The organism is Aquabacter sp., from assembly GCF_965279295.1.
In the GTDB taxonomy this organism is placed as follows: domain Bacteria; phylum Pseudomonadota; class Alphaproteobacteria; order Rhizobiales; family Xanthobacteraceae; genus Aquabacter.
The window spans coordinates 1-24,508 of record NZ_CBDIHQ010000018.1 but is presented as its reverse complement, the minus strand read 5'-3'; the positions used below and the strand labels follow the sequence as shown (position 1 = coordinate 24,508).

The window sequence follows — 24,508 nt, the reverse complement described above, 5'->3', positions numbered from 1 at the left end:
GGCGATTCTTGACAGTTTAGCGCCAAACCCGCCTCGTCAGGAGAGCGATGTCCGCGCTATAAGACAACGACGGGCAGAAATGCGGCCGGAACGCTGGGATTGCACGAGAGGCATGTTCAAGCCGAGCGACACCCTGACGGATGAGCAACTGATCTCGAAATCCGTAGCCCGGATGGAGATTTTTCGCGCCAGTCCGGACTTCCCCGCCGCCATGGAGCGCGGCGCGCGCGGCCTGGTGCAGATTTACCGTGGCAACCGCATCCTCAACCGCATCCTCAACGACCGTGGCCGGGTGATCTTCGGCCTGTTCGTGCTCTATCTCGATGCCATCCCGGACGAGCGCGGCGTCGGCCTTACCGTGACGCGCATCGCCACCCTGTGCCAGGAAACCGGAGTCTGTAGCCGCGGGCGGGCCAAGGCCATGGTCATGCTGATGCGCTGGGCGGGATATCTCGACATGGGACCCGAGACCGGCGCCAACCGGCGTCAGCGCCCGCTTGCGCCGACCCAGCGCCTGCTCTCCGAGCAGATCACACGCTGGCGTAAGCTGCTGAGCGCGCTCGCGGTGATCTATCCGCCCGCCGAGGAGGTGCTTGCCCGTATCGACGACCCGGAATTCGCCCGCATCCTGATTCGGGAGATCGGCTCGCGCTTCCACGCCGGCCTGCGCCTGCTGCACTTCGCGCCCGAGGTCTCCGTCTTCGCCGAGCGCGACGCCGGCATCCTCATCGTCATGAGCCTTCTCATCTCGGGCACCGACGGCGATGTGTTCCCGCCCGAGCAGCCGGTGCCGGTGCCGGTCGCGGCCCTCGCGCGCCAGTTCTTCGTCTCCCGCGCCCATGTCCTGAAACTGCTGCGCGAGGCCGAGACCGAGGGGCTGATCGCCCGCACCCCCTCGGCGACCGGCAGCGTGCACCTGCTGGAGCCTCTGCGCTCCGGCATGATCGCATTCTTCGCCGCCATGCTCTCCACCTTCGCCGATTGCGGCGATTGCGCCTTAGCCACCTATGGCGGCGGGCGGGACTTCGGCGGCACGTCGGAGCCCCTCAGCTTCGACCCCGGCGCCGGCCACCATCACTCCGCCCACCCCTGATCGTCAGGCCGCGCGCCGGGTTGACCTGCATCGTGCTTGGCGGCATCGACATGCGGGTAGATCTGCGGGTCGCGGCGTGTTGATCAAGGGCACATCGACAGCGAAATCCACACAGCGGACCCGCGTCGTCAGCGTTGGCGCACCAGCCGTGCGCACACCGCGCGGGGCGCTTTTCCGGTCTCGGTGTAGCAATAATCCAGCGTATTTTTATCCACGAGATCAAAGGCATAGCTGCCCTCCTCGTCCGCGCCCATGATCAGCCGACCACCCGGCGTAAAGGCGCCCCAGAGCGGCTCATCCTCATCCCCCGCCGGGTTCGACCGCTTGAGGTGCCCAACGAAAGTCATGCCTTTTTGTTCAGTAATAACAAGGGTCGCCGTCCCCTCGCGCCAGCCCTCGACCTTCGCCGCGCGCTCCCTGTGGCCGGTCCACGTCCCCACCAGCGAGACCGCATCCTGGGCCTGCGCAGGGGCGCACGCGAGCACCGCCAAAGCGGCCAGCATCAGATATTTTGTCATGGGGCGTCCTCCATCCAAGTCCCGGCTTGCGGGGACCTGAGACGATCCTAGCGTGACCCTCGCGGTCATCAAAGCACTGTGCTTCAAAGCATTTTCCTCGCCCGGTGAAATCCTGACCTTTACAGTTTCATGAAATTGATATGCTTTACCTAAGCGAGTAGTTTTTCCTCCGACTACTCGCATGGGTTTGCGGCGACAAATGAAAAGCAAAATCTCCCCGCCCCCGGAGCCTTTGGACTGATGCGGACCAAGCGGGACTTAAAACAAAGCGAGATCAGCGGCTTATCCGGTTCGGCCTCGGTCGGCGCGGAGGCGCAAAGTCCCACCTCCAAAGTCCCGACGTGGATGTTCGGCGGCCCGGTCGTCCCGCTGCTGACCTGGCTCATCATCCTGGCCGTGCTCGCGATTCAGGGTTTCATGATCTGGCAGGCACGGCAGGAAGCATGGAACGAAGCCGTCCGCTCCGGTGAGAACCTCGTCCATACGATTTCAAACGCCATCGACAAAAACCTAACGATTGTCGACCTTTCCGTCCTCGGCGCCCAGGAGGCGCTGGAAAAGGGCGACACGGAAGGACTGTCCCCGCGCCAGCGCGACCTACTGCTGTTCGACCGCTCCGCAACCGCAGAATTCCTCGGCTCCATGCTGGTTCTGTCGAAGACCGGCGACATTCTCATCAACTCGCGCGGCAACGCACCGCCAGGCGTGGACCTGGCCGACCGAGACTATTTTCGCGCCCAGGAAATCAGCAATTCCGGCACATATCTCAGCCGCCCCTACCGCAGCCGCCTGCGTGACGGCGATCCGAGCATAGCCATCAGCCGGCGCATCTCGGCACCCGACGGAAGCTTCGACGGCGTGGTGATGGCGGCGGTGCGCCTCGCTTATTTCCAATCCCTGTTTAAGGCCGTAACCCTCGGGCCGGACAGCATTCTTTCGCTGGTTCGCACGGACGGGATCATGATCATGCGCACCCCCTCCACCGATGGCGGAGGCAACATCGGCCTGGTTCTCGGCCATTCGCCGATCTTTGAACGCATGCTGACATCGCCCGTCTCATTCGTGGGACGCGCCACCATCGACGGGCGTGAGCGGCTCTATATTCATTCCCGCGTGGGCCAGTTCCCGCTCCTGCTGTCAGTTGGAATTTCAACCACAGAAATTTATGCCGACTGGTGGCAGCAGACCCTGGTCACTTTGCCCCTCACCCTCGCCTTCTGTCTCACGCTCGGAATTCTCGTGCGCGCACTCCAACTCGGGCTGATGCGCACAAAGGAGATGGAAGAGATGATGAAGCAGATGTCGCTCACGGACGAACTGACGGGTCTGCTGAACCGCCGCGCGTTCGAGTGGTGCTTTGCCTCGGAGCTTCGCAACAAGGCGCAGGACCCCGCCCCTTTGACCTTGCTCATTATCGACGCGGATAATTTCAAGCGGATCAACGATACCTATGGCCACCAGGAAGGCGATCGGTTCTTGCGTGTGCTGGCGCGCCAGATTCAAAGAGGTGCCGCAAGGCCCTCAGATGTGGCGGCGCGCATTGGGGGAGAGGAATTCGCCGTATTGCTGCCGCGGACCGATGACGCCAGTGGGCGACGGATCGCTGAGCGCATCCGGGGAGAAGTGGAACGCCTTTCCCTCTCGTTCGAGACCGGCCAACGCTTTGGAACCACGGTTAGCATCGGCCTCGTTACCACGGATTCAAGCAGCCCCGTCAGCGCCTCCGAACTGCTGAAGTTGGCGGACGAAGCGCTCTATCAAGCCAAGGCGACGGGCAGGAACCGCACCGTCGCTTCAGGCTCTGGCGGTCTGTTGGTCGATTGAGTGAATGTGACCCTCGCGAGCCAGAAACAGAGCAATGACCGTCATTCCCTACGTTTTGGCCTGCCTCGCGGTTTTTCTGACGCCCGGTCCCACCAATACAATTCTCACCCCCTCCGGCGCGGTCATGGGAGTGCGGAACGCGGCCATCCTGCCTCTGGCGGAAGCCATAGGCTATACGTTGGCGGTCAGCGCCTTCGTCATGATGGACGCCGCGAGGCTGGAAGGGATCGCAATTTTCATTTCCCTCTCGGTGGCCGCCGGTGGCTGCTGGCTCATGATCGGCTCAGCCCTGCCGCGCGGCTATCGGCACCATTCCTACAAGGCGGCTGCGGTCGTGGTGTTCGGGTTTTCCATCGCCGCCGCAGCGAGCGCGGCGCACTTCTGAGACCATTGCCGTCCTTGGCATCGCCCAAGATTCATTGTCCTTGGAAAAGCAGATCAGCGCACGCGATCTCCGGAAGCTGCCAATTCCAGTACCGGTACGAATTGCCAAAGCGCAGAAAGGCCAAGGATCTCCTAGATGCTTGCGCGAGCGGTGCTTCCCCGCCCACCAGCATCTGCGTGAGGTGGTCCTGCTCGAAAAACCTGCCAACGCCGAATTTCCCGCCGCCCCGACGACGAGTAATGCGGTCACAACGTTCAGCACTTTCAAGACCTCTCCTCCCCTACGCATGGGGGAAAGCACCCTGGCCCTTAAAACGAGATGTACAGGGCAAATTCGTGCATATTTTTAAGGCGCCACTTTACAGAACTGATAACCGCCAGCGTTTTAATTCGCTACAGCGAATGGAACGGCTGCCTAACTGGAGCTAGCCGCTTCCAAGATTGAGCGATAACGATAACTGTGGATATTGGGTTAAAAGCCGATCTTAATCAGGCTTTACAGGTCTCTTATTTGAAGACCCAAAAAATCCACCAAAGCTCCAACACTGACAGTGTCTAGAACTAATGGTGGGCGCACTAGGGCTCGAACCTAGGACCCGCTGATTAAGAGTCAGCTGCTCTACCAACTGAGCTATGCGCCCTCTCGAAGGCCGTGGCCCCGCGAGGAGGTGGTCGTGTAGCAGAGGCCCCAGGTGGTGTCCATAGGGTTATGCGGGGAAGCTCTACCTTCCTGCGAAACATCCACAGGCTGGGAAAAATCCTGCGAAAACAAAAGGAGCGCGACCTTGCAGGCGCGCTCCTGATTTTTTGATGACAGAGAACGGTCCTCTTGCGAGGACCGCCCCTCACTCCTTGAAGGCTTCTTCGCGGGTCTTGCTGACCGAGGGAAGCAGCACAGCGGTCAAGGCGATGGCAGCGACAATAAGCAGGCCGGCGGAAATGGGCCGCGTCAGGAACACCATGGGATCGCCACGCGAGATCAGCATGGCGCGCCGCAGATATTCCTCCAGCATCGGGCCGATGACGAAGCCGAGCAGCAAGGGCGCTGGCTCGCAGTCCAGCTTCACCAGCAGGTAACCGGCAAGACCGAACATCGCCATCGTGTAAACGTCGAACGTGTTGTTGTTCACGCTGTAAACGCCGATGCAGCAGAACGCCATGATCGCCGGAAACAGGATGTGGTAGGGCACCGTAAGCAGGCGCACCCACATGCCGATCAGCGGCAGGTTAAGCATCACCAGCATCGCATTGCCGATCCACATGGAGGCGATGACGCCCCAGAACAGATCCGGCTTCTCTGTCACCACGTTCGGCCCCGGCGTGATGCCCTGAATGATCAGAGCACCGATCATCAGAGCCATGACAGGGTTGGACGGAATGCCGAGGGTGAGCATGGGAATGAAGGAGGTCTGCGCACCAGCGTTGTTTGCGCTTTCCGGACCCGCCACGCCTTCGATCGCGCCCTTGCCGAAGCGGCGCGGATCTTTCGCGATCCTCTTTTCGATCGAATAGGCCGCAAACGAAGACAGCATGGCGCCGCCGCCAGGCAGGATGCCGAGGAACGATCCGAGGATCGTCCCGCGCAGCACGGGTGCAATGATCTGCTTGAATTCGGCCTTGGTCAGCATGAGGCTGGTGACCTTGGCTGCCACCAGGGTGCGTTGGGATTCATCCTCGAGGTTGCGGATGATTTCCCCCACGCCGAACATGCCCATTGCGAGCGCGACGAAGTCGAAGCCGTCGGCCAGTTCCTGGATGTCGAAGGTGAAGCGTGGGGTGCCGGTGTAGATGTCCTGGCCGGAGAGGCCAAGCAGCAGGCCGAGCACGATCATTGCCAACGCCTTGATGACCGAGCCGGAGGCCAGCGTCACCGAGGCGACGAGGCCGAGCACCATCAAGGCGAAGTATTCCGGCGGACCGAACTTCAGGGCGAGATCCGCCAGCGGCGGAGCGAAGACCGCGAGCAGCAGCGTGGAGACGCAGCCCGCGAAGAACGAGCCCAGGGCGGCGGTAGCAAGCGCCGCGCCTGCCCTGCCCTGCTTGGCCATCTGGTGACCGTCGAGCGCCGTGACGACGGAAGAGGATTCGCCAGGCAGGTTGATGAGGATGGCTGTGGTGGAGCCGCCGTATTGCGCACCGTAATAGATGCCGGCGAGCATGATAAGCGCGGACACCGGCGGCAGGCCGAAGGTGATCGGCAGCAGCATGGCGATGGTCGCCACAGGACCCAGGCCCGGAAGCACCCCGATCAGCGTGCCTAGGAGGCAGCCGATAAAGCAATACATCAGGTTTTGAAGAGAGAAGGCGACGGAGAAGCCGAGCGCCAGATGATCAAGAAGTTCCATGCGCCCCTCCTCAGTATCCGCCGAGCCACGGACCGACCAGTTGGATCGGAAGGCCAAGCCCCAAAATGAACACACCCCAACAGAACACCACCATTACCCCGGTGATGGTGAGCGCCGTGACCAGATGAAATTTCTGGCTGGCAAGGCAGGCCAGGAACACGGTGATGGCGAGGGTCGGAAGAAATCCGAGGGGGCGCATACCGAAGCCGAAGAACAACGTAGACAGGGTCAGCATGATCACGCCGCGCCAGGCAATCGATGTCGCCCGGTCACCCTCGAACCGCAAGCCGCTGATGAGCACCACAATGCCCAAGAACGCCATCAGGCCCGACAGGACCATGGGGAAGTACCCCGGCCCCATGCGCACCGAGGAGCCCATGGGCAAGGTCAGAGCCTGCCAACCAAAGAGCAATGCTAAGGCTATAAATAGGAGACCTGATAAAACGTCCTTAGGACTGCGTATGAAACTCATAACTTTCCCTCCCCCGGAAGACATATTGCTTTTGCCACGGCTGGCCGGGGCACCCCGCCTACGGCTGGATCTCTGACCTGGGCGCAGAACATAAAGGCTACGTTGCGAAAGTCGAACGAAAGTTCAATGTGTCCCCTAAGTAAACACTTGCCGCTAGGGCAGACTGAGCAACGCGAATTTCTAAGGCGGTTCCCAGGTGCCTGAAGTGCAACAGGCGGATGCACTTGCACCCGCCTGAAACTCCACTTTGCGCCCGCGAAAGGCGGGCAAACTGTGCAGATCAGTCGGCGTAAACGCCGGCCGCTTCAATGATCGGCTTCCACTTCGCCACTTCAGACGCGACGAACTGCTTGTGGAACGCGCGGCTGCGACGGTCCTTGCCTTCCGGCTCGGTGCCAAGATCGGCAAAGCGAGCAATGACCTTGGGGTCTTCAAGGGCGGCGTTCAGCGCCGCATTGAGCTTATCCATGATCGGCGCGGGCGTGCCCTTGGGCGCATACATGCCGTGCCAGATGGTGACTTCGAAGCCTGGCATGCCGCTTTCCTGGAGGGTCGGCAGATCGCCCAGCGACTTGACGCGATCCTTCGTGGTCACTGCATAAGCTTTCACCTTGCCGCCGCGAATTTGGCCGGTGGTGTTGGTGGTCTGGTCGCACATCAGGTCAATCTGGCCGCCCACGAGATCGTTCATGGCCGGGCCCGTGCCCTGGTATGGGACGGTGGTCATGGAAGCGCCGACCTTGGACATGAACAGCATGCCGCACAGGTGCGATGCGGACCCGACACCGGCATTGCCGTACGTGACCTTTTCCTTGTTTTTCTTGATGTACTCGACCAACTCGGCCGGGGTCTTGGGCTCAAGCGTCGACTTGCCGATAATGGTCATCGGCACCGGAGTGATGAGCCCGGCCTCTTCAAAATCCGTCAGCACATTGTACGGCAGCTTGCGATAGAGCGATGCAGCGGTGGCGTGGCCGATGTGGTGGATCAACAGCGTGTAGCCATCCGGCGCGGCCTTCGCGACCTGACCGGCGCCACGGGTGCCGCCAGCGCCGCCGACGTTCTCGACCAGGACTTGCTGGCCAAGCGTGTGGGTCATGGATTCGGCAATGAGGCGGGCGACGGTGTCGGTCGGTCCGCCGGCCGCGAAAGGCACGATCACTGTGATCGGACGTGACGGAAAAGCTGGCTGCGCCTGAGCGCCGGTGGTGGCAAGACCGACAAGAGCAGCAAGTGCCAGGGCCGCGTGCTTCAATTTCATAGAACCTCCTCGAGCCCTCTGGTCGGCTCTTGTCATATTTCGAGCGAACGCCCGCCTTGTTCAAAAATGGCTTTGAGGCATCCGTCAAGTCCAGCTCTTACTTTCGTGCCATAACTTTAGCATCAATCGGATCGTTATGTTGCAATGCAACACGAGCGCCGGTGACATAAAATAGCCCATACTGCGTCACGTTTCCTGTCAAACCGCATTGATTTGACTTCATTATTCTTCCAAGCCCTCTGCGGAACCTTAGCCTTCCGCCATGGTTAAAGCCTCCGCCGCCCAAGCGCGACGCAGGAGGATTAAGGATGCGTGCCAGCAAACCATTCGCAGTTGCGGGGCTCGCCATGAGCCTTGTCATCGTGCCGTTCGCCGGCCCGGTCTTCGCGCAACAGCCACAGGCGGCGATGGCTTCAGCGCAACAGAAGGTCGATATCAATGTCTTTTACGAGCCGCTGGCGGAACATGGTACCTGGGTCCAGCATCCCGACTACAAATATGTCTGGGTGCCATCGGGCATGGACGCCAGCTGGAGGCCGTATCAGGAAGGGCGTTGGCTGTGGACCGACGCGGGCTGGTACTGGGAATCCGGCGAGCCGTTTGCCTGGGCCACGTATCATTACGGCCGCTGGGGATATGACCCCGACTACGGCTGGTTTTGGGTCCCCGGCGACACCTGGGCACCCGCTTGGGTGACATGGCGGCGTGGCGGCGGCCAGATCGGCTGGGCGCCCATCGCGCCAAGCGGCCCTGGTTACGCCATGGGCGTGCCCGAGCGATATGAGACCTCGGTGGCTGAAAGCTGGGTCGTCGTGCCCGAGCGCGACATCATGGCGGAGGATCTCGCCATTCACGTCGAACCTGTCGCAGAGCTAGGAGGATGGTGGGAGAGCAGGCCGCAAGCCTACGAGCCGGTCTACGACAATGGCGTTGTCGTTACCCGCTTCATCTCCGGTCCTGAGATCGCGCGCTTCACGCGCTCAGAGGTCGTGACCCGCCAAGTGGTTTATGTGAACGGCTATGATCAGGAATTCTATGAGGGGAACGGTTTACGCCTTGGCGTCTATCGACCGTTCATTGGCAATGTTCAGAACATCCCCGCGCCGCCCCGCTTCGTTCGTGACATAGCTCCGGACCGGCGCGTGGTCATCCGCCAGTTCGCGCGAGACGGTCTGGCCGGCGCGGGTCCTTCGGCGGCATTGCTGGGCGTCCTCGGCGTTGATCAGCGCCGCGATCTGAGGCAGGCGCGTTGGAGCGGCGACCAGCAGGCGTATCGCCGTGATATCCAGCAGTTCCAGGAACGCGAGCGCGACGCCATCAGCCGCGAGCGGCAGACGGCGGAGCAAGATCGTCGCGGATTCGAGGACCGGCGCCGAGACATGATCCAGCAGCGCATGCGAGGCCAGCAGCAGGTGCTGCAGCAGCGCGAGCAGCGCGCGGGCGAGGTGATCCAGCGCGTCAACGCGCCGGCCGCCAATGCCCCCGTTCCGGGCCAGCCGCCGCGCCCCGGTGCGCCAAATCAGCCTCCGGCCGGTCCGTCTGCGACTGCTCCTGCAGCACCGCCGCCCCCGCCCGCCGGTGGCCCGCCGGCGGCCCCAGTTACGACTCCGCCACCGCCTGCCGCTCCGAATGCCGTCCAGGCCCCAGCTGCGCCGACGCCAAGCGCGCCACCACCCAACGCACAAACCCGCCCAACGCCAGCTCCGAATGCTGGAAACGCAGGCAATGTGCCCCCGCCGGATGCCAAGGCTCCACCTCCGGGTGCGGCATCGGCTCCGCAGTCTCCACCTCCGCAGGCACGTACCACTCCGACTGGGGACAAGCCTTCCGGAGGCAATCCGTCAAACCGTGAACCGGCCGGCAAGGCGCCATCGCGCGCCGGCACACCTCCCCCGCCAAAGGCCCCAGAGGCATCGGCGCCAGTGCAGGCGCCCAAGCCAGCGCAAACCGAACGGACGCCCGAGCGCCCCAATCCAGGTAATCTCAGGCAGGAAGATCGCCCGCAGGGAAATCGCGGAGCGGACAAGCCGCGTCCAGCCCAGGCGGCGCGACCGCCTGAAGCGCCTGCGCAGGCTCAGCCTCCCAAGGCCGCCCCTGCTCAAGCTCAGCCACCTCAGGCGCAGCCGCAGCGGCCACAGGAGGCGCCCCGCGCTCAGGCACCGGCGAAACCGCCGGCTGAGCGACAGGCTGCACCGCCACCTGCGCAACCAGCACAGCGACAAGCCCAGCCCGAGAACCCGCGTCCCTCCCCACAGGCCGCACCTGCCGCCCAAGCCGCGCCTAAGGCACCGCCGCCACCCGCCGCAGCCGCTCCCCCGCCGGCTGCGCGCGGCCCCGCAGGTCCGGGAGGTGGACCGGAGGCCGGTGGCCCACCCAAGCCGGCGCAGTAGAAGAGACCCAAAGAAACAGAAAGGCCGGGCAACCGCCCGGCCTTTCATGCGTTCGGAGATGCTCCGCGATCAGCTCGCAGCAGCCTGCGCGTTGTGAGTCTGGCGCTTCAACATCAGCTTGTTGAGGGCCGTGATATAGGCCTGCGCCGATGCGACCAGCGTATCGGGATCCGCGGACTTCGCCGTCACCGCTTTGCCGTCCTCTTCCAGGCGCACCGAAACCTCGGCCTGCGCGTCCGTACCCTCGGTCACGGCGTGCACCTGATACAGCTCCAACTTCGCAGTGTGAGCCACCAAAGCCTTGATGCAGTTGAAAGTTGCGTCCACCGGGCCATTACCTTCGGCTTCCTCGGTCATGACACGGCCGTCCACTTCCAGGCGCATGGTGGCACGCTGAGGGCCGCGCGTGCCGGCAATGACTGACAGCGAGACCAGCTTGATACGGTCATAGGCAGCAGCGATGCCCTGGTCCACCAAGGCTTCGATATCCTCGTCGTAGATCACCTTCTTGCGGTCGGCGAGATCCTTGAAGCGCGTGAAGGCGTCGTTCAAAGCGTTCTCGCCCAACTCGTAGCCCAGGGTCTTCAGCTTATCGCGGAACGCCGCGCGGCCTGAGTGCTTGCCCATCACCAGCGAGGTCTTGGAGACCCCAACGCTCTCGGGCGTCATGATCTCATAGGTCTGGGTATGCTTGAGCATGCCGTCCTGGTGGATGCCGCTCTCGTGTGCGAAGGCGTTCCGCCCGACGATGGCCTTGTTGTACTGCACCGGGAATGAGGTCACGGCCGCCACCAGCTTGGAGGCGCGGGTGAGCATGGTGGCGTCGATGCCGGTGCGGTAGGGCAGCACGTCCGAGCGGGTATTGATCGCCATGACGATCTCTTCCAACGCGGCATTACCCGCGCGCTCGCCGATGCCGTTGACGGTGCATTCGATCTGGCGCGCGCCGCCGGCAACTCCCGCCAAAGAGTTGGCCACCGCCATGCCCAGATCATTGTGGCAATGGACCGAGAACACCGCCTGGTCCGAATTCGGCACGCGCTCACGCACCGTGCGGAACAGTTCGGCATATTCGGCGGGTGTCGTGTAGCCCACCGTGTCGGGAATATTGATGGTGGTGGCGCCAGCCTTGATAGCGGCTTCGACGCAACGGCACAGGAAGTCGATCTCCGTGCGCGTGCCGTCCTCGGAGGACCACTCCACATCGGCGACATGGTTACGGGCGCGCGTCACCGAGGCGACGACCATCTCCAGCACTTGCTCCGGCGATTTCTGGAGCTTGTATTTCATGTGCACCGGCGAAGTGGACAGGAAGGTATGGATCCGCGCCCGCCCGGCATGGCGCACAGCTTCCGCGCAGCGATCGATATCGTTGAGCGCGGCACGCGACAGGCCGCAGATCACCGCATTCTTGGAGCGGCGGGCGATTTCGGAGACGGATTCGAAATCGCCGATCGAGGCGATCGGGAAGCCGGCTTCGATGATGTCCACGCCCATGGTGTCCAGCAACTCCGCCACTTCGAGCTTTTCCTCGAAGGTCATGGAGGCGCCGGGGCACTGCTCGCCATCACGCAGGGTGGTGTCGAAAATGACCACCCGGTCCTTCTCGGATACGGGAGCCGTGGTCGCGGGCTGGGCCGACTGCTGGGAACTCATAGCTTGCGTCCTTCTTGGGTCGCGGCCGTCGCGCTCGAATGGGACAGGCCGGAATGCGCTTTTTCAGGTTCTCGAAGGCGTCCCCTGAGTGCCCAGGCGCCAAGCGCCCGGCCGGCCCTCAGGGGCGGCTAAGGAGAAGGAGCGCGCGCAGAATAAGAGCGTTGCCCGCCACCCAGGGGGTGCGGGAGGCGGTACCGGCGATGATCGTCGAACGGGACGACACGGCTCTTGGCTCGCTCTCTAAAAATGCTCTCTGCTCGGCCTGATAGCCGAGTTCGCCCGGCGAGACAAGTCGATGTCGATGAGCCGAACCAACGAAGTCCAGAGCCTGCCCATGCTGGCCGCCGTCCTGGGGACGTTACGGATATCCCGCATCCGGTCTCATTCATCTCCGGTTCTGGATGCAAAGGTGAAGATGCGGAATTGTTAAGAGTCATGCGAAAGCTCCATGCGCATTCTTCTTCTCGTCCTCCTCTTCGCCGCAGCGCCTTTTACCGCCTCGGCGCAATCACCGGACGCGGTGCGCTTCGCCGGGATCTACCGGACCACTTATAGCGGGACGTTCGGCAACCAGACGTGCACGGTCCGGCTCACGGGGAACACCACCATTTTCGGCGGCTATGGCGCGTCCTCGCAGGGGTGCGGCGGAAAGCTGATGTCGCTCAATCGTTGGAACGTCTCAGGCGTGAGCATCGTATTGATGGACGGTAACGGACAGATGCTTGCAAGCGTGGGCCCGAGCCGGCGGGCGCTCAGTGGCGGCACAACCGATGGGGCGAACGTCACCATGACTCGCACGGACGGCTCCCCCAGCGGCTTCGGGATCACGCCTCCTGGGTTCAACGCCGGCATCGGCCCAACGTCGGAATGCAAAGCTTATTACGGCTGGAACGGAACCCGCTGCGCCTCCACCGCCGATCTTGCCGCGCCGTTTATGATGCCCGGCGCCGCCACGCAGATCATGGCACTAAGTGTTCTGAACTTTAGGGATGCTCCCAGCTTCTCTGCGGGCGCTGCCGGCAAGATCCCGCCCAATAGCTGCGTGCGCACCGATTCTTGCGGAACGTACGGTGGAACAGACTGGTGTCGCGTGACCTATGGCGGAAAGGTCGGCTGGCTTGCGAAACAGCAGAATGCCAGCAATGGCCGGCGCTATATTCTGTTCACCAACCGCTGTGGATCAAACTGAGCCCAGCGCCATCGGACATAAGCCGCGGCGAAGGAGGTCACCTCCGGGCTTATATCCGCCTCGGACCCGATCATCCTCACGTCCTTGAGTTCCGGCCGCGCCTCCGCTGCGAGGAAGCCGCGAATGCGGGTTGCAAGAGCGTCTCCAGTCTCCCGGAAGACCAGGCGACGCATGAGACCGAAATAAATCCCGTCGACGACGGCATCCCACCCGGCGTCCACGCTCACGTCCGCGCCACTAAGCCCAACCTCTTCCTCCATTTCCCGCAACGCCGAGCCGTGAAGGTCGAGGCGACCGTTCTGAACGTCCTGGAGATCCGGCGTGCCGCCGGGAAAATAGATGCTGCCGGGGCTTGCTGTGTGGTCACCCATAACGCCCATCACGAAGGTACCGTCCGAACCCTCCAAAGCGGCGAGGCTGAAAATGTTGGCAACGGCCAGATCATCGAGGCCGCGCTCACGCCACCACGTAAAGGCGGCAAAGTCCGTTTCGATGCAGCTTCCCGTCAACACCCCATCCTCAAGCGCGTGATCGCGCATGAGAATGACCCGGCCATTCCAAAGATGCGGGTTCTTCGCGCAAAGCGCGGCGAAATAGGCATCTATGTCTGCGCGATGGGCCTGCACCTCCGGCCAGCCTCCCGCCACCACCCGAAGGTCGAGGCGGGAGATCGGAAAGATGCGTGCCGCAGTTCGGCTCAAGCCACCGCTTCCAGCGTGGGATAGTCCGTGTAGCCCTCGGCGCCGCCGCCGTAGAGCCCTTCGCTTTTCAGCGGGTTGAGCGGCGCGGCCTGTTCCAGGCGCGCAACCAGGTCGGGGTTGGAAATGAACGGGCGGCCAAAGGCGATGAGATCGGCCGTGTGATTGGCCAAGGCCTGCTTCGCGAGGTCGAGATCATAGCCGTTGTTGACGATCCAGGTGCCGGAATAGCGCCGCTGGAGTTCCGCGAACGAGAAGTCAGGCGCGACATCGCGCGGTCCTCCCGTGGCGCCTTCCACGACATGGATATAGACCGGATGCAGCTTTTCCAGTTCCTCCACGACATAGTTGAACAGAGGCTGGGGCGCGCTGTCGGTGAGGCCATTGGCGGGTGCGACCGGCGAAAGCCGCAACCCTGTGCGCTCCGCGCCGATCTCGCCAATCACAGCCGCCACTACTTCAAGCAGCAGACGCGCACGGTTCTCTATGGAGCCGCCGTACTGATCCGTGCGCGCGTTCGCGCCATCCCTCAGGAACTGGTCGAGCAGGTAGCCGTTGGCGGCATGCACCTCCACCCCGTCGAAGCCCGCCTTGATGGCGTTGGTGGCGGCGCGGCGATAATCCTCGATAATGCCGGGGATTTCGGAAAGCTCCAGGGCGCGGGGCACGGACGTCTCAACGAAGCCGTTGTTCACAAAGGTCTTGGTCTTGGCCGGGATCGCGGAGGGAGCGACGGGCGCGCCGCCGTTCGGCTGCAGCGAAGTGTGGGACACTCGGCCGACGTGCCAGAGCTGCACCACGATGTGCCCGCCCTTGGCGTGTACAGCGTCGGTTACGTCCTTCCAGCCTGCGACCTGGGCATCGGTATAGATGCCGGGGGTGTCCTGGTAGCCCTGCCCTTGCTGCGATATCTGCGTCGCCTCGGTGATGAGGAGGCCGGCACTGGCGCGCTGGGTGTAATATTCCGTCGAGAGCGGACCGGGCACGAAGCCGGCGGCGGCGCGGTTTCGCGTCAGCGGCGCCATGACAATGCGGTTGGAAAGAGTGAGGGAGCCGAGGCGGTAGCTGTCGAACAGCGAGGGAATCGCTTCAGTCATGAATATGCCTTCCGGGCGAAAGATCGCCTGATGCTTATGGTGCGATGCGGAAGAGATAAGTCTCAGCTTGGCAACGCCAAGGGGTGTTGGCCGAGAAACCTACGCGGCCGCGCTGCTCACAGGTGGAGCACACCTTCGGCGATCACCACCGCGCTTCCACCAATGGTGACATCCCTCACCAGCCCGGCCTTGACCTGGAATCCAAGGTTGATCCGGCTGGGCCGGCCCATCTCGAAGCCCTGGTCGATGCGCACCCTGTGGTGTCCGTCCACGCGGGCCTCGGCATCCAGCAAAACGGCCGGAAAGGCCGCGGCGGCGGCTCCGGTGGCCGCGTCCTCCTCGGTCCCAAGGCCGGGGGAGAACATGCGCGCGCGGAAGTCGGCATCGCCCTCCTCGTCCAAGGTGTAGAGGTACAGCGCCTCGCCGTAGGAGCCGAGGCTGCGAATGAAGGCCGCTTCATCCGGCCGCGCCCGCGCCAGAGCCGTGAGGTTCGCCAGCGGCACGAACAGGAACGGCACGCCCGCACTCGCGACCAGCGGGCGATGCGCATCAAACCCGATATCTGAGATCGCGAGGTTGAGCGCGTCGGCGCAATCCTTGCGGGAAATATCCGCCTGCTCCAGTTCCGCACGACGTGGAACTGTGAATGTTGCAACACCCTTGCGCGAGCCCGGACCTTCGGTCGACACCTCGCACTTTACAGCGCCCACTTGCTCCTCAAGCAGAAAACTGCCCTTCGAGAGCTTGTCCTCCAGCGCCAGCAGCACCGCGGCGCCAACGGTGGGGTGGCCGGCGAACGGCAGTTCATGCGCCATGGTGAAGATGCGGATGCGCGCGCGGTGGCTGGGGTCCTTCGGCGGCAGGACGAACACCGTTTCGGACAGGTTGAACTCGCGAGTGATCTGCTGCATGGCCGCGTCGTCGAGGCCCACGGCATCGAGAACCACTGCCAGTTGATTGCCGCCGAATGGGCGTGCGGTGAAGACGTCGAGCGTCACATAGCGGCGAGGCATGGCGGTTTCCGATTCCCCACTGTGACGTCAGACTAGGTTGCAGATTAGACCGGCTCACTCCGTGAGGCGCGAGCGCGGAATGTCACAGTTTGGCCTTAAATCGCCACCGGCGTGAAGATAAAAGTGGGTTGTACAAACTCCTCCTGCGCATCCACCAGCAGCAATTCCCGCGAGGCCGCATCGTGTGTGCGCTTCAACAGGCCGAATATGGACGAGCCAGCCGCACCGAGCGCCGCCGCTGTGCTGCCCATGCGCTTGTAATGCAGGAAGAACAGCGCCGCGATGGCGTCCCCTGCCCCGTTCAGCGACACATCGAGCCGCGGCGTGCGCAGCAGGAACCGCCCGTCAGGACCAGAGGCGAACATGTCGATGGAGTCGGCCGGGGTATCGGCGGTGTGGAGCGAGGTGACGAGAATGACCTTCGGCCCGCGCGCATGCAGCAGGTCGCAGGCGGCCCCGGCCTCCTCCCGGCTTGTCACGCTCATGCCGGCGAGCAGCTCCAGCTCGAAATGGTTGGGCGTGAGGATATCAGCCGCCGGTACGGCGGCCTCGCGCATGAATTCGGGAATGCCAGGCCGCACGAACACACCGCGCCCGACGTCCCCGATCACCGGATCGCAACAATAATCCGCCAAAGGATTGGCAGCCCGAACCCGCGCCACCGCATCAAGGATGGCGGCCCCGATATCCGCCGATCCCATATAACCGGACAGCACACCGTCGCACGCGTTCAGCCGGCCACGGTCTTCGATGCCCTCCACCAGTTGGCCGATAACATCAGCCTCGAACACCTGGCCCCGCCATGCGCCATAGCCGGTGTGGTTGGAGAACTGCACGGTATGGATCGGCCACACCTCGACGCCAAGGCGCTGGAGCGGAAACACTGCCGAAGAATTTCCCACATGCCCGTATGCCACATGGGACTGGATAGACAGGATGTTCATTGCCGGCTTGCCCGTTGCGGGAGATGTGCAGCGCAGCTAACGCGCAACACCCGCGCCGACAAATGGATTCTTGTGATCCCGCCGAGCAATCGCGCAGATGAGTCCCATGCTTGCGTGCATGCCCGTGGCGTGCAAAGCCCGGTATCTTCTGACCTCAGCCGCAAGAGCCCGCATGCTCCTCGCCCGCGACCTCGCCCTCGCCATCCACTCCGGGGGCCTCTCATCCCTCGATGTGGTGCAACAATGCGCCGCCGCGATCGCCGCGCGTGAAGCTGAAATCGGTGCGTTCACCGAACTCGATCTGGATGCGGCGCGCAGAGCAGCGGCGGAGAGCGGAGTAGGCACACGCCCGCTCGCCGGACTGCCGTTCGGTATCAAGGACATCATCGACACCCGCGACTTCGTCACGGCATACGGCTCAACGCTTTACGCCGGCCATCGCCCGGTGGCGGACGCGGCTGTGGTGCGGCAGGTGCGGCGGGCCGGCGGCATCGTCATCGGTAAGACGGTCACGACCGAGTTCGCTCATATGACACCCGGCAAGACCCGCAATCCCGCACGTCTCAGCCACACGCCTGGCGGCTCCTCCTCCGGCTCAGCAGCGGCGGTGGCCGCCGGCATGGTACCGCTGGCGCTGGGCACCCAGACCGGCGGCTCGGTGATCCGCCCAGCAGCATTCTGCGGTATCACCGGCTATAAGCCGACCTTCCGCAACCTGCCGACCATCGGCATGAAGACCTTCTCGTGGCACCTCGACACGCTCGGCCTGTTCGGCGCGCGAGTGCGCGACGTTGCGTTCGCTGCTGCCGCGCTGACCGGCCGCGACCTCGACATCGCCGATGAGGCCTTGCACGCGCCCCGGATCGCCGTGGTGCGTACTGCCCGTGCCGATCTCGCCGGACCTGACGCCCACGCCGCACTCGACACCGCCGCACGCGCCGCGGAGCGGGCGGGCGCTCGTGTGGTGGAGATCGACCTGCCTCCGGTCATCGAGGCGGCGGATTCTATTCACCCGGTTATTCAGGATTTCGAGGCGTGGATCGCCCTTTCCGATGAATATGATCGCGGACGCCATATGCTCTCGCCGGGCCTCTCCGCCCATCTTGAAGCATCCTCCCGCATCAGCGTCGATGCCTATGACACCGCCCGCCGGGCCGCCAAACGCGCGCGCCAGAAGCTCGGCGACCTGTTCGCGGACTTCGATGCCTTACTGACCTTTTCCGCACCAGGGGCGGCACCGGAGGGGCTTGGCACCACCGGATCTCCTGCCTTCAACCGACTCTGGACACTGATGGGGACGCCCTGCGTGACCGTGCCTGGGTTGACGGACAGCTCGGGGATGCCCGTCGGCGTCCAGATTGTCGGGCGTTTTGGGCGTGACCGAGCCGCGTTATTGGCCGCCGCCTTCCTTGAGCACGCCATTTCGGCCTGAGCCGCGAAAATTTTTGCGCCGCGCGGTGCAGTGCGATACGGCCTTGTATCTGATTATAAAGAACATACGATTTGGATGCGCTGCACCGCACGGTGTATTACTGCAACGCAGTACATTTATTCTCTTTTCTACAACGAAGTATTTGCTAAGCTTGAATCGAGATCGGCCAGGAGAGGACTTGGGACGTGAACTTCGGTCCGACGCTCGATCTGATGAAGCTCTGTGCCGCGGTCGCCTTCATTGGTGCGGTGGTGATGGGCGTGATCTGAGCGAAGACCCACATACCTGAGCAGCCTTCACACAACGATAAAAACAAAGAAGGATCGGCCGATCGGGACGGCGCTGGAGAGACTGCTCTCCGGCGCCGTTCTTCTTTCAGCCGCCTGAAAAGCAAGGCTTTGAAGCTCGGAATAAGCGATCCGAACGCCGCATCCTCGTGCCCCGACGCACATCCGCCCCAAGTCTGGCCCGACGCCCGCCACGAACAATGAAGCACGCCCTGCTCCAGCGTTTTTTTGACGGCGATGTCGGGGCGACACCTGACCTTACGTCCTTTGGAGGCATCCTTGAGGAGAAATGCCGATGGCTTATGTCGATGGTTTCGTGGTTCCCGTGCCCAAGGCAAAGCTCGACGCTTATAAAGCGATGGCTGAGACGGCGGGCGGAATCTGGAAGGAACATGGCGCGCTCGCCTTCGTCGAATGCGTAGCGGACGATGTTCCTTATGGCGAGCTGACGTCATTTCCTCGCGCCGTCCAGGCGAACGAAGACGAGGTGGTCGTGTTTTCCTGGATCGTCTATCCCTCACGGGAAGACCGCGACGCCATTAATGCGAAGGTTATGGCCGACCCGCGCCTCGATATGGACCCTGCCAACATGCCCTTCGACGGCAAGCGCATGATCTACGGCGGCTTCAGGACACTGGTGGAACGTTAGATTCAAGCTGCGCGAAATATCGTGCGCCCCGGCGCGCCCGGTTCGCGGGCGCGCCGGGGCAAGGCCGTGACAAATTACTAACGAGTATGCCCTCGTATAACTAATTGAATAAAATGATTATTTCTTAACTTAAACCCTGCCGTCACAGTCTCATTGCCGAACCGTCATACAGCTGTAGTCGGACGGACTTAATGACGACCACCAGAGTGCACCGGAGTGCCACATGCTGGTGATCGAAGGTCTGACCTGCCGATTTGGTGACAAGGCGGCCGTTTCCGACGTCAATCTGGAAGTCGGACGCGGCGCGTTCGTCGGCGTCATCGGCCGTTCCGGTGCGGGGAAGTCCACCCTTCTGCGCATGGTCAATCGACTCCAAGAACCGACGGCCGGACAGATCCGGTTCGACGGCGAGGACGTCACCGCTCTCAAGGGGCGTCAGTTGCGCTTATGGCGCGCCCAGGCGGCGATGATCTTCCAACAGTTCAATCTGGTGGGGCGGCTCGACGTGCTCACCAATGTGCTCATGGGGCGGCTCTCTACGATGCCGCCTTGGCGCGCCATGACCAAAGCCTGGAGCCTGGAAGACAAGTCGCTCGCGCTTTCCGCGCTCGATCAGTTCGATATCGCTTCCCTCGCCGCTCAGCGCGCCGACAGCCTCTCCGGCGGGCAGCAGCAGCGTGTCGCCATCGCCCGCGCGCTGGTGCAGGAGCCGGGCCTGATCCTCGCCGACGAACCCATCGCCTCGCTGGATCCGCGCAACACCAAGATCGTGATGGACGCGCTTCTGCGCATCAACCGGCACTTCGGCATCACCGTTTTGTGCAACCTCCATTCCCTCGACCTCGCCCGCACCTATTGCGACCGCCTTGTCGGCATGGCCGGCGGCCGTGTCGTGTTCGACGGCGCCCCGCACACCCTCACCGAGGCTGTGGCGCACGACCTCTACGGCCTTGAGGCCGGCGACGTCATGGATGTGCAGCGAGCGGCGCCCGACCGCTCAATCGGCCGTCTGGCGGGATCCGCCGTGGCCGTGTGAACCGATTTACCCAAGCGTTCCCGAGCGTTCCCTTTTCCCCGCATCCCACAAGGAGCGAGACATGCTGACACGCCGTACACTGATTGCCGCCGCTGCGGCGCTCACGCTGACCGCCGGCCCCGCCGCTGCTCAGGATTGGAAGGCCCAGTATCCCGAGCTGACCTTCGCCATCATCCCCGCCGAGAATGCCTCGGGCGTCACCGAGCGCTACGCGCCCCTCATGACCTACCTGACCAAGGAACTGGGCACCAAGGTCACGCTGCGCATCGCCAACGACTATGCGGCGGTGATCGAGGGCCAGCGCGCCGGAAACATCCATATCGCGTCCTATGGCCCCTCCTCCTTCGCCCGCGCGCTGATGACCGGCACGAAGATCGATGCCTTTGGCATCGAAGTGAACGCGGACGGCACCAAGGGCTATTTTTCGGTGCTCTATGTGAAGACCGACAGCCCCTACAAGACCATCGACGACCTGAAGGGGAAGAACCTCTGCCTGGTCGACCCCAACTCAACCTCCGGCAACAACGTGCCGCGCATGTCGCTGAGCAAGATGGGCATCACGCCTGACCAGTTCTTCGGCAAAGTGGTTTACGCCGGCTCGCACGAAAACGCCGTTATCGGCGTGCAGCAGGGTACTTGCGATGCCGCCTTCAACTGGTGGAACGACGAGCAGGAATCCGCCCTCATGCGCATGGATCGCAAGGGCATGGCGAAGTACGCGGACTATCGCATCATCTTCAAGTCCGACCAGATCGTGAACTCGCCGCTGGCCTATCTCGACAGCCTGCCGGCCGATCTGAAGGCAAAGATCCGTGACGCCTTCTTCAACATCGAGAAGAACGACAAGGCTGCCTTCGACAAGATTTATGAAGGCAAGCAGCTTGTGTGGCAGCCGGTGACCAACGCCTCCTACGAAACCATCATTGAGCTGAACAAGTTCGTCGACGAACTGCGCAAAAAGAAAGCCTCCTGAGGTCAGGAGCCCTTTAGCCCCTCTCCCGCTTGCGGGGGAGGGGACCTCACAGCGGTCTTCTGCTGAAGGGGAATTTCATATTTAGGACCTCGCCCCATTGCCTCACGCCATCATCCAGCTTCCACCGGAGCAGATTGCGCCTCTACAGCGCCGCTATGACGAGGCGCTGGCGACCCGGCGGAGGCATACGCTTATCGTTGCCGCCGTCATCGGCGTGTGCATTGCGCTTTCCTGCTGGGCAGGTGAAGTGCGCCCTGGGGTGTTCGCCGTCAATGCGCACCGGTTGGGCACCTATTTCTGGAATATCGTTCCGGTGTTGCGATGGGACAGCCTCGGCGCCGACCTCGCCGAATGGTACTGGAACCTGGACGGCTGGCTGAAGCTGCTGGCCGACACCATCCTCATCGCCTATCTCGGCACGCTGATCGGCGGCATCGGCGCGTTCTGCCTCTGCTTTCTCGCCAGCGCCAACCTGGTGCGCGCGCCCTGGATCCGGATCTGCGCGCGTCGCTACCTGGAGGTCTGCCGCACCGTCCCGGAGATCGTGTTCGCACTGCTTTTCGTGGTCGCATTCGGTCTCGGCGCCATGCCGGGCGTTCTGGCACTCGCGATCCACACCATGGGCGCGCTCGGCAAGCTATTCGCGGAGGTGGTCGAGAACATCGACATGAAGCCCGTCGATGGCGCGACCGCTGCCGGCGCGAGTTGGACCCAAACGGTACGCTTCGCGGTGGTGCCCCAGGTGCTCTCGAACTTCGTCTCCTATGGTCTGCTGCGCTTCGAGATCAATGTGCGCGAGGCCGCCATCATGGGCTTCGTGGGCGCGGGCGGCATCGGCCAGGACCTCGTGGAGGCCATCCGCAAATTCTACTATTCGGATGTCTCCGCCATCCTGATTCTGATCATCGTCACCGTCATGATCATCGACTTGGTAACCGAGCGCATCCGCCATGCGCTGATCGGCATGGAGCACAGCCGATGAGCCGGGCGCGTCTCAACCCCTCCGCGCAGGAGTGCGAGCGCCTGCTGGCGATGCACCCCGCGCTCGCCAGCAACCTCCACCGGCGCAGCATCGGGACCGTCGCCCTGCTGGTGGGGCTGGTATTGATGGGGGTCTATGCACTCTGGCATCTGGGCTTTTCCCTGAGCCGCCTGGGCAGCGGCATCGTCCAGCTCTGGCATTTCCTGACCCTGATGTTCCCGCCAAATCCGGGCACCCAGCTTCACCTCTATATGGATGCCCTAGGCGAGACCCTTGCCATTGCCTTCCTAGGCACCCTCGTGGGGGCGGTGTTCGCCTTGCCGTTCGGCTTTCTTGCGGCGAAGAATGTGATCTCAAACCCACTGCTGCATCACGGCGTGCGGCGTCTGCTCGATGTGCTACGTGGCATCGACAAGCTGATCTGGGCCCTGATCTACGTGACAGTGGTAGGGCTGGGCCCGTTCGCCGGCATCCTTGCCATCGCCACGGCGTCCGTCGGCGAACTGGGCAAACTGTTCTCGGAGGCTGTGGAAGCCACCGATCGCAAACCCAGTGGAAGGCATCGTCTCGACCGGCGGATCGCGGCCAGATGCGGTGCGCTTCGGCATGCTGCCCCAGGTGCTGCCGGTGCTGGCAAGCCAGATGCTGTACTATTTCGAGAGCAATGCCCGCCAGTCGACGATCGTCGGCATCGTCGGCGCGGGTGGCCTGGGCCTCCACCTCGCCGAGCAGATCCGCGTGCTGGAATGGCAGAAGGTGAGCTTTCTGATCCTGATGATGCTCATCATGGTGGGCGTGATCGACTTCATCTCCTCACGCCTGCGCTTTGCGATCATCGGTCGGCGAAGTGTGACGCACTGAAGCTCAGTAGAGCACTTCGCGGTACCGCTGTAACATTTGCTCCTGGCTCTCCGGTTCCAGTTCCAGCCCTGCGATCTGGTCCTTGAGCATTTCGCCCAGGGTCGGAAGCACGGAGCGTTCGACGCGCGCGGCGGGCTCCCAGAGCCGCGAACGCATCAGCGACTTGGCACAGTGTAGATAGGCCTCTCCCACCTCGATGCGCAGCACACTCGTCGGACGCTTCGCGCCGACCGCATGGCGGTCAAGAAGGTGAGCGTCCGTGTGGATATGCGCTGTGCCGTTGAGGCGCAGGCTCTCGTCCACCCCGGGGATAAGGAACAGCAGGCCCACCGCAGGATTGACGAGGATGTTCTCCAGGCTATCCAGCCGGTTGTTGCCGGGACGGTCCGGCAGGATCAGCGTCGTGTCATCCTCGACGCCGACGAAGCCGGGATGATCGCCGCGCGGCGACACGTCCATGGCGCCTTTCGCGTCGCAGGTCGCCAGCAGCACAAAGGGGCTGAGGGAAATGAAGTGGCGGCAATGGCGGTCGAGCCGATGCAGCACCTTGTCCAGCGTGCGGCCCTTGGGCTGCGCGTAGATGGTGCGGAGGGCTTCGAGGGTTTCGATTCGGCTCATGGCTTGATCACCAGTTGCACGCGGTCGGCGGCGAAGGAGGAGCGGCCAAACTGGAGCGGACGGCCGCTGATTTCAACATCAACCCGCTCCACCACCAACACGGATCGACCGGGAGCCAGGGAGAGCAATTCCTGCTCGCGCTCGTCGGCGGCGCGGCCGGTGATGCGGGTCTCGCGGCGTCGATAATCCTGAATGCCCAGGGTGGCCAATGCCCGCGTCAAAGAGCCGGTGGCGGCGTAGATCAGGTCGAGGTCGCGGCAGCGCCCTTCCGGAAAATAGGACCGCCCGAATGTAATGGGCACACCGTCCGCCTCGTGGAGGGAATCGATGCGCAGCACCAGTGTGCCGTCAGCCACCATGAGTTCATGCGCGATCTCGCCATGCGCCTCCTCCACCTGGGAGCCCAGGCAACGGCCGAAGGGTTCCCTGCCGCCCGCAGAGACGATCTCGCTGAATCGCGTGCGCGTACCGATCGGGTAGCGAATTGGCGGCTCCTTCACAAAGGTGCCCCGCCCTGCGGTCGCTTCGATAAACCCCTTCTCGCTAAGCACCGACAAGGCGCGCCGAACCGTGTGTCGATTGACCCCGAAGCGCACCGCAAGGTCTGCCTCCACGGGCAGGCGCGAACCCGGAGCATAGACACCTGAGGCGATCTCGAATTCGAGGCGGCCGGCGATCTGCTTCCAGAGCGCAACACCGCTCCCGCGCGTGACGTCCGCATTGTCTGCATCTGTCATCGGGCCGTGATCGAACGCATCCATGATGTCCGCATTCCCCGCCACGATC

General features: G+C 63.0%; 21 protein-coding genes, 1 tRNA gene and 2 pseudogenes. 11 read left to right on the top strand and 13 right to left on the bottom strand.

Annotation, left to right across the window (positions count from 1 at the left end; genetic code table 11):
* Positions 1-112 precede the first annotated feature (112 nt).
* Positions 113-1,093: a hypothetical protein gene (locus ADADO0_RS17965; protein WP_511306577.1), complete on the top strand. Its 981-nt coding sequence runs from the start codon at positions 113-115 to the stop codon at positions 1,091-1,093.
* Positions 1,094-1,221: 128 nt separating this feature from the next.
* Here the strand turns inward: ADADO0_RS17965 and ADADO0_RS17960 are convergent, their stop codons facing one another.
* Positions 1,222-1,611, bottom strand: a complete 390-nt coding sequence (locus ADADO0_RS17960) for a hypothetical protein (RefSeq protein ID WP_511306576.1) — start codon at positions 1,609-1,611, stop codon at positions 1,222-1,224.
* A gap of 240 nt (positions 1,612-1,851) precedes the next feature.
* Between ADADO0_RS17960 and ADADO0_RS17955 the strand changes: the two genes are divergently transcribed.
* Positions 1,852-3,435, top strand: a complete 1,584-nt coding sequence (locus ADADO0_RS17955) for a sensor domain-containing diguanylate cyclase (protein WP_511306575.1) — start codon at positions 1,852-1,854, stop codon at positions 3,433-3,435.
* A gap of 34 nt (positions 3,436-3,469) precedes the next feature.
* Positions 3,470-3,820, top strand: a complete 351-nt coding sequence (locus tag ADADO0_RS17950; RefSeq protein WP_511306574.1) for a hypothetical protein — start codon at positions 3,470-3,472, stop codon at positions 3,818-3,820.
* Between the two features lie 564 nt (positions 3,821-4,384).
* Here the strand turns inward: ADADO0_RS17950 and ADADO0_RS17945 are convergent.
* The 4 genes from ADADO0_RS17945 to ADADO0_RS17930 all read right to left on the bottom strand — a co-directional run bounded on the left by ADADO0_RS17945 (position 4,385) and on the right by ADADO0_RS17930 (position 7,897).
* A tRNA-Lys gene (locus ADADO0_RS17945) sits at positions 4,385-4,460 on the bottom strand.
* 204 nt (positions 4,461-4,664) lie between these two features.
* Complete coding sequence (locus ADADO0_RS17940) at positions 4,665-6,164, bottom strand: tripartite tricarboxylate transporter permease (RefSeq protein ID WP_511306573.1); 1,500 nt, start codon at positions 6,162-6,164, stop codon at positions 4,665-4,667.
* Positions 6,165-6,174: 10 nt separating this feature from the next.
* The gene (locus tag ADADO0_RS17935; RefSeq protein ID WP_511306572.1) at positions 6,175-6,636 is read right to left on the bottom strand and encodes a tripartite tricarboxylate transporter TctB family protein; all 462 of its coding nucleotides are present in this window, start codon (positions 6,634-6,636) and stop codon (positions 6,175-6,177) included.
* 280 nt (positions 6,637-6,916) lie between these two features.
* Entirely contained in the window at positions 6,917-7,897 is a 981-nt protein-coding gene (locus tag ADADO0_RS17930) for a tripartite tricarboxylate transporter substrate-binding protein (protein WP_511306571.1), read from the bottom strand.
* 308 nt (positions 7,898-8,205) lie between these two features.
* Between ADADO0_RS17930 and ADADO0_RS17925 the strand changes: the two are divergent.
* Positions 8,206-8,628, top strand: a pseudogene (locus ADADO0_RS17925) (DUF6600 domain-containing protein); the annotation flags it as partial.
* Positions 8,629-8,946: 318 nt separating this feature from the next.
* On the opposite strand, the gene ADADO0_RS17920 reads toward ADADO0_RS17925, so the two are convergent.
* Positions 8,947-9,243: a hypothetical protein gene (locus ADADO0_RS17920; protein ID WP_511307247.1), complete on the bottom strand. Its 297-nt coding sequence runs from the start codon at positions 9,241-9,243 to the stop codon at positions 8,947-8,949.
* A 1,113-nt stretch (positions 9,244-10,356) separates the two neighbouring features.
* The gene (locus ADADO0_RS17915) at positions 10,357-11,943 is read right to left on the bottom strand and encodes a 2-isopropylmalate synthase (protein ID WP_511306570.1); all 1,587 of its coding nucleotides are present in this window, start codon (positions 11,941-11,943) and stop codon (positions 10,357-10,359) included.
* A gap of 448 nt (positions 11,944-12,391) precedes the next feature.
* Here ADADO0_RS17915 and ADADO0_RS17910 point away from each other — a divergent pair, with 448 nt between their 5' ends.
* Positions 12,392-13,132: an AprI/Inh family metalloprotease inhibitor gene (locus tag ADADO0_RS17910; protein WP_511306569.1), complete on the top strand. Its 741-nt coding sequence runs from the start codon at positions 12,392-12,394 to the stop codon at positions 13,130-13,132.
* On the opposite strand, the gene ADADO0_RS17905 is transcribed toward ADADO0_RS17910, so the two are convergent.
* The 4 genes from ADADO0_RS17905 to pdxY form a co-directional block, all read right to left on the bottom strand.
* Positions 13,096-13,833, bottom strand: coding sequence for an NUDIX hydrolase (locus tag ADADO0_RS17905; protein ID WP_511306568.1), 738 nt, complete (start codon positions 13,831-13,833; stop codon positions 13,096-13,098). The genes ADADO0_RS17910 and ADADO0_RS17905 overlap by 37 nt on opposite strands.
* Positions 13,830-14,927 carry an alkene reductase gene (locus tag ADADO0_RS17900; protein WP_511306567.1) on the bottom strand — a complete coding sequence of 366 codons (1,098 nt, stop codon included), beginning with the start codon at positions 14,925-14,927 and terminating at the stop codon, positions 13,830-13,832. Before ADADO0_RS17900 ends, ADADO0_RS17905 begins: the two co-directional genes overlap by 4 nt.
* A gap of 116 nt (positions 14,928-15,043) precedes the next feature.
* A complete protein-coding gene (locus ADADO0_RS17895; protein WP_511306566.1) occupies positions 15,044-15,940 on the bottom strand; it encodes a PhzF family protein in 897 nt (298 codons plus the stop codon).
* Between the two features lie 95 nt (positions 15,941-16,035).
* Positions 16,036-16,884, bottom strand: coding sequence for a pyridoxal kinase PdxY (gene pdxY / locus ADADO0_RS17890; protein WP_511306565.1), 849 nt, complete (start codon positions 16,882-16,884; stop codon positions 16,036-16,038).
* A 172-nt stretch (positions 16,885-17,056) separates the two neighbouring features.
* Between pdxY and ADADO0_RS17885 the strand changes: the two genes are divergently transcribed.
* The 6 genes and pseudogenes from ADADO0_RS17885 (at position 17,057) to phnE (ADADO0_RS17860) (ending at position 23,104) form a co-directional block, all read left to right on the top strand.
* A complete protein-coding gene (locus ADADO0_RS17885; RefSeq protein ID WP_511306564.1) occupies positions 17,057-18,316 on the top strand; it encodes an amidase in 1,260 nt (419 codons plus the stop codon).
* 582 nt (positions 18,317-18,898) lie between these two features.
* Positions 18,899-19,252, top strand: a complete 354-nt coding sequence (locus ADADO0_RS17880; RefSeq protein WP_511306563.1) for a DUF1428 domain-containing protein — start codon at positions 18,899-18,901, stop codon at positions 19,250-19,252.
* Positions 19,253-19,475: 223 nt separating this feature from the next.
* A complete protein-coding gene (gene phnC / locus ADADO0_RS17875) occupies positions 19,476-20,288 on the top strand; it encodes a phosphonate ABC transporter ATP-binding protein (protein ID WP_511306562.1) in 813 nt (270 codons plus the stop codon).
* A 61-nt stretch (positions 20,289-20,349) separates the two neighbouring features.
* Positions 20,350-21,261, top strand: a complete 912-nt coding sequence (phnD, locus tag ADADO0_RS17870) for a phosphonate ABC transporter substrate-binding protein (RefSeq protein WP_511306561.1) — start codon at positions 20,350-20,352, stop codon at positions 21,259-21,261.
* A gap of 97 nt (positions 21,262-21,358) precedes the next feature.
* Positions 21,359-22,243 (top strand): phosphonate ABC transporter, permease protein PhnE, encoded by an 885-nt coding sequence (gene phnE, locus ADADO0_RS17865; RefSeq protein ID WP_511306560.1) that lies wholly within the window; start codon positions 21,359-21,361, stop codon positions 22,241-22,243.
* A gap of 50 nt (positions 22,244-22,293) precedes the next feature.
* Positions 22,294-23,104 (top strand): annotated as a pseudogene (phnE, locus tag ADADO0_RS17860) (phosphonate ABC transporter, permease protein PhnE).
* 3 nt (positions 23,105-23,107) lie between these two features.
* On the opposite strand, the gene ADADO0_RS17855 reads toward phnE (ADADO0_RS17860), so the two are convergent.
* Together ADADO0_RS17855 and phnF are read right to left on the bottom strand one after the other, a co-directional pair.
* Positions 23,108-23,722, bottom strand: a complete 615-nt coding sequence (locus ADADO0_RS17855) for a pyridoxamine 5'-phosphate oxidase family protein (RefSeq protein WP_511306559.1) — start codon at positions 23,720-23,722, stop codon at positions 23,108-23,110.
* Positions 23,719-24,508 (bottom strand): phosphonate metabolism transcriptional regulator PhnF (gene phnF, locus ADADO0_RS17850; RefSeq protein ID WP_511306558.1); only part of this gene is annotated, 790 nt, incomplete at its 5' end. The genes phnF and ADADO0_RS17855, both read right to left, overlap by 4 nt.

What these genes read in the sequence shown, in the direction of transcription:
- ADADO0_RS17965 (WP_511306577.1), top strand. Translation starts at nt 113, where the DNA reads ATGTTCAAGCCGAGCGACACCCTGACGGATGAGCAACTGATCTCGAAA.
- ADADO0_RS17960 (WP_511306576.1), bottom strand. Translation starts at nt 1,611, where the DNA reads ATGACAAAATATCTGATGCTGGCCGCTTTGGCGGTGCTCGCGTGCGCC.
- ADADO0_RS17955 (WP_511306575.1), top strand. Translation starts at nt 1,852, where the DNA reads ATGCGGACCAAGCGGGACTTAAAACAAAGCGAGATCAGCGGCTTATCC.
- ADADO0_RS17950 (WP_511306574.1), top strand. Translation starts at nt 3,470, where the DNA reads ATGACCGTCATTCCCTACGTTTTGGCCTGCCTCGCGGTTTTTCTGACG.
- ADADO0_RS17940 (WP_511306573.1), bottom strand. Translation starts at nt 6,164, where the DNA reads ATGGAACTTCTTGATCATCTGGCGCTCGGCTTCTCCGTCGCCTTCTCT.
- ADADO0_RS17935 (WP_511306572.1), bottom strand. Translation starts at nt 6,636, where the DNA reads ATGAGTTTCATACGCAGTCCTAAGGACGTTTTATCAGGTCTCCTATTT.
- ADADO0_RS17930 (WP_511306571.1), bottom strand. Translation starts at nt 7,897, where the DNA reads ATGAAATTGAAGCACGCGGCCCTGGCACTTGCTGCTCTTGTCGGTCTT.
- ADADO0_RS17915 (WP_511306570.1), bottom strand. Translation starts at nt 11,943, where the DNA reads ATGAGTTCCCAGCAGTCGGCCCAGCCCGCGACCACGGCTCCCGTATCC.
- ADADO0_RS17910 (WP_511306569.1), top strand. Translation starts at nt 12,392, where the DNA reads ATGCGCATTCTTCTTCTCGTCCTCCTCTTCGCCGCAGCGCCTTTTACC.
- ADADO0_RS17900 (WP_511306567.1), bottom strand. Translation starts at nt 14,927, where the DNA reads ATGACTGAAGCGATTCCCTCGCTGTTCGACAGCTACCGCCTCGGCTCC.
- ADADO0_RS17895 (WP_511306566.1), bottom strand. Translation starts at nt 15,940, where the DNA reads ATGCCTCGCCGCTATGTGACGCTCGACGTCTTCACCGCACGCCCATTC.
- pdxY (WP_511306565.1), bottom strand. Translation starts at nt 16,884, where the DNA reads ATGAACATCCTGTCTATCCAGTCCCATGTGGCATACGGGCATGTGGGA.
- ADADO0_RS17885 (WP_511306564.1), top strand. Translation starts at nt 17,057, where the DNA reads ATGCTCCTCGCCCGCGACCTCGCCCTCGCCATCCACTCCGGGGGCCTC.
- ADADO0_RS17880 (WP_511306563.1), top strand. Translation starts at nt 18,899, where the DNA reads ATGGCTTATGTCGATGGTTTCGTGGTTCCCGTGCCCAAGGCAAAGCTC.
- phnC (WP_511306562.1), top strand. Translation starts at nt 19,476, where the DNA reads ATGCTGGTGATCGAAGGTCTGACCTGCCGATTTGGTGACAAGGCGGCC.
- phnD (WP_511306561.1), top strand. Translation starts at nt 20,350, where the DNA reads ATGCTGACACGCCGTACACTGATTGCCGCCGCTGCGGCGCTCACGCTG.
- ADADO0_RS17855 (WP_511306559.1), bottom strand. Translation starts at nt 23,722, where the DNA reads ATGAGCCGAATCGAAACCCTCGAAGCCCTCCGCACCATCTACGCGCAG.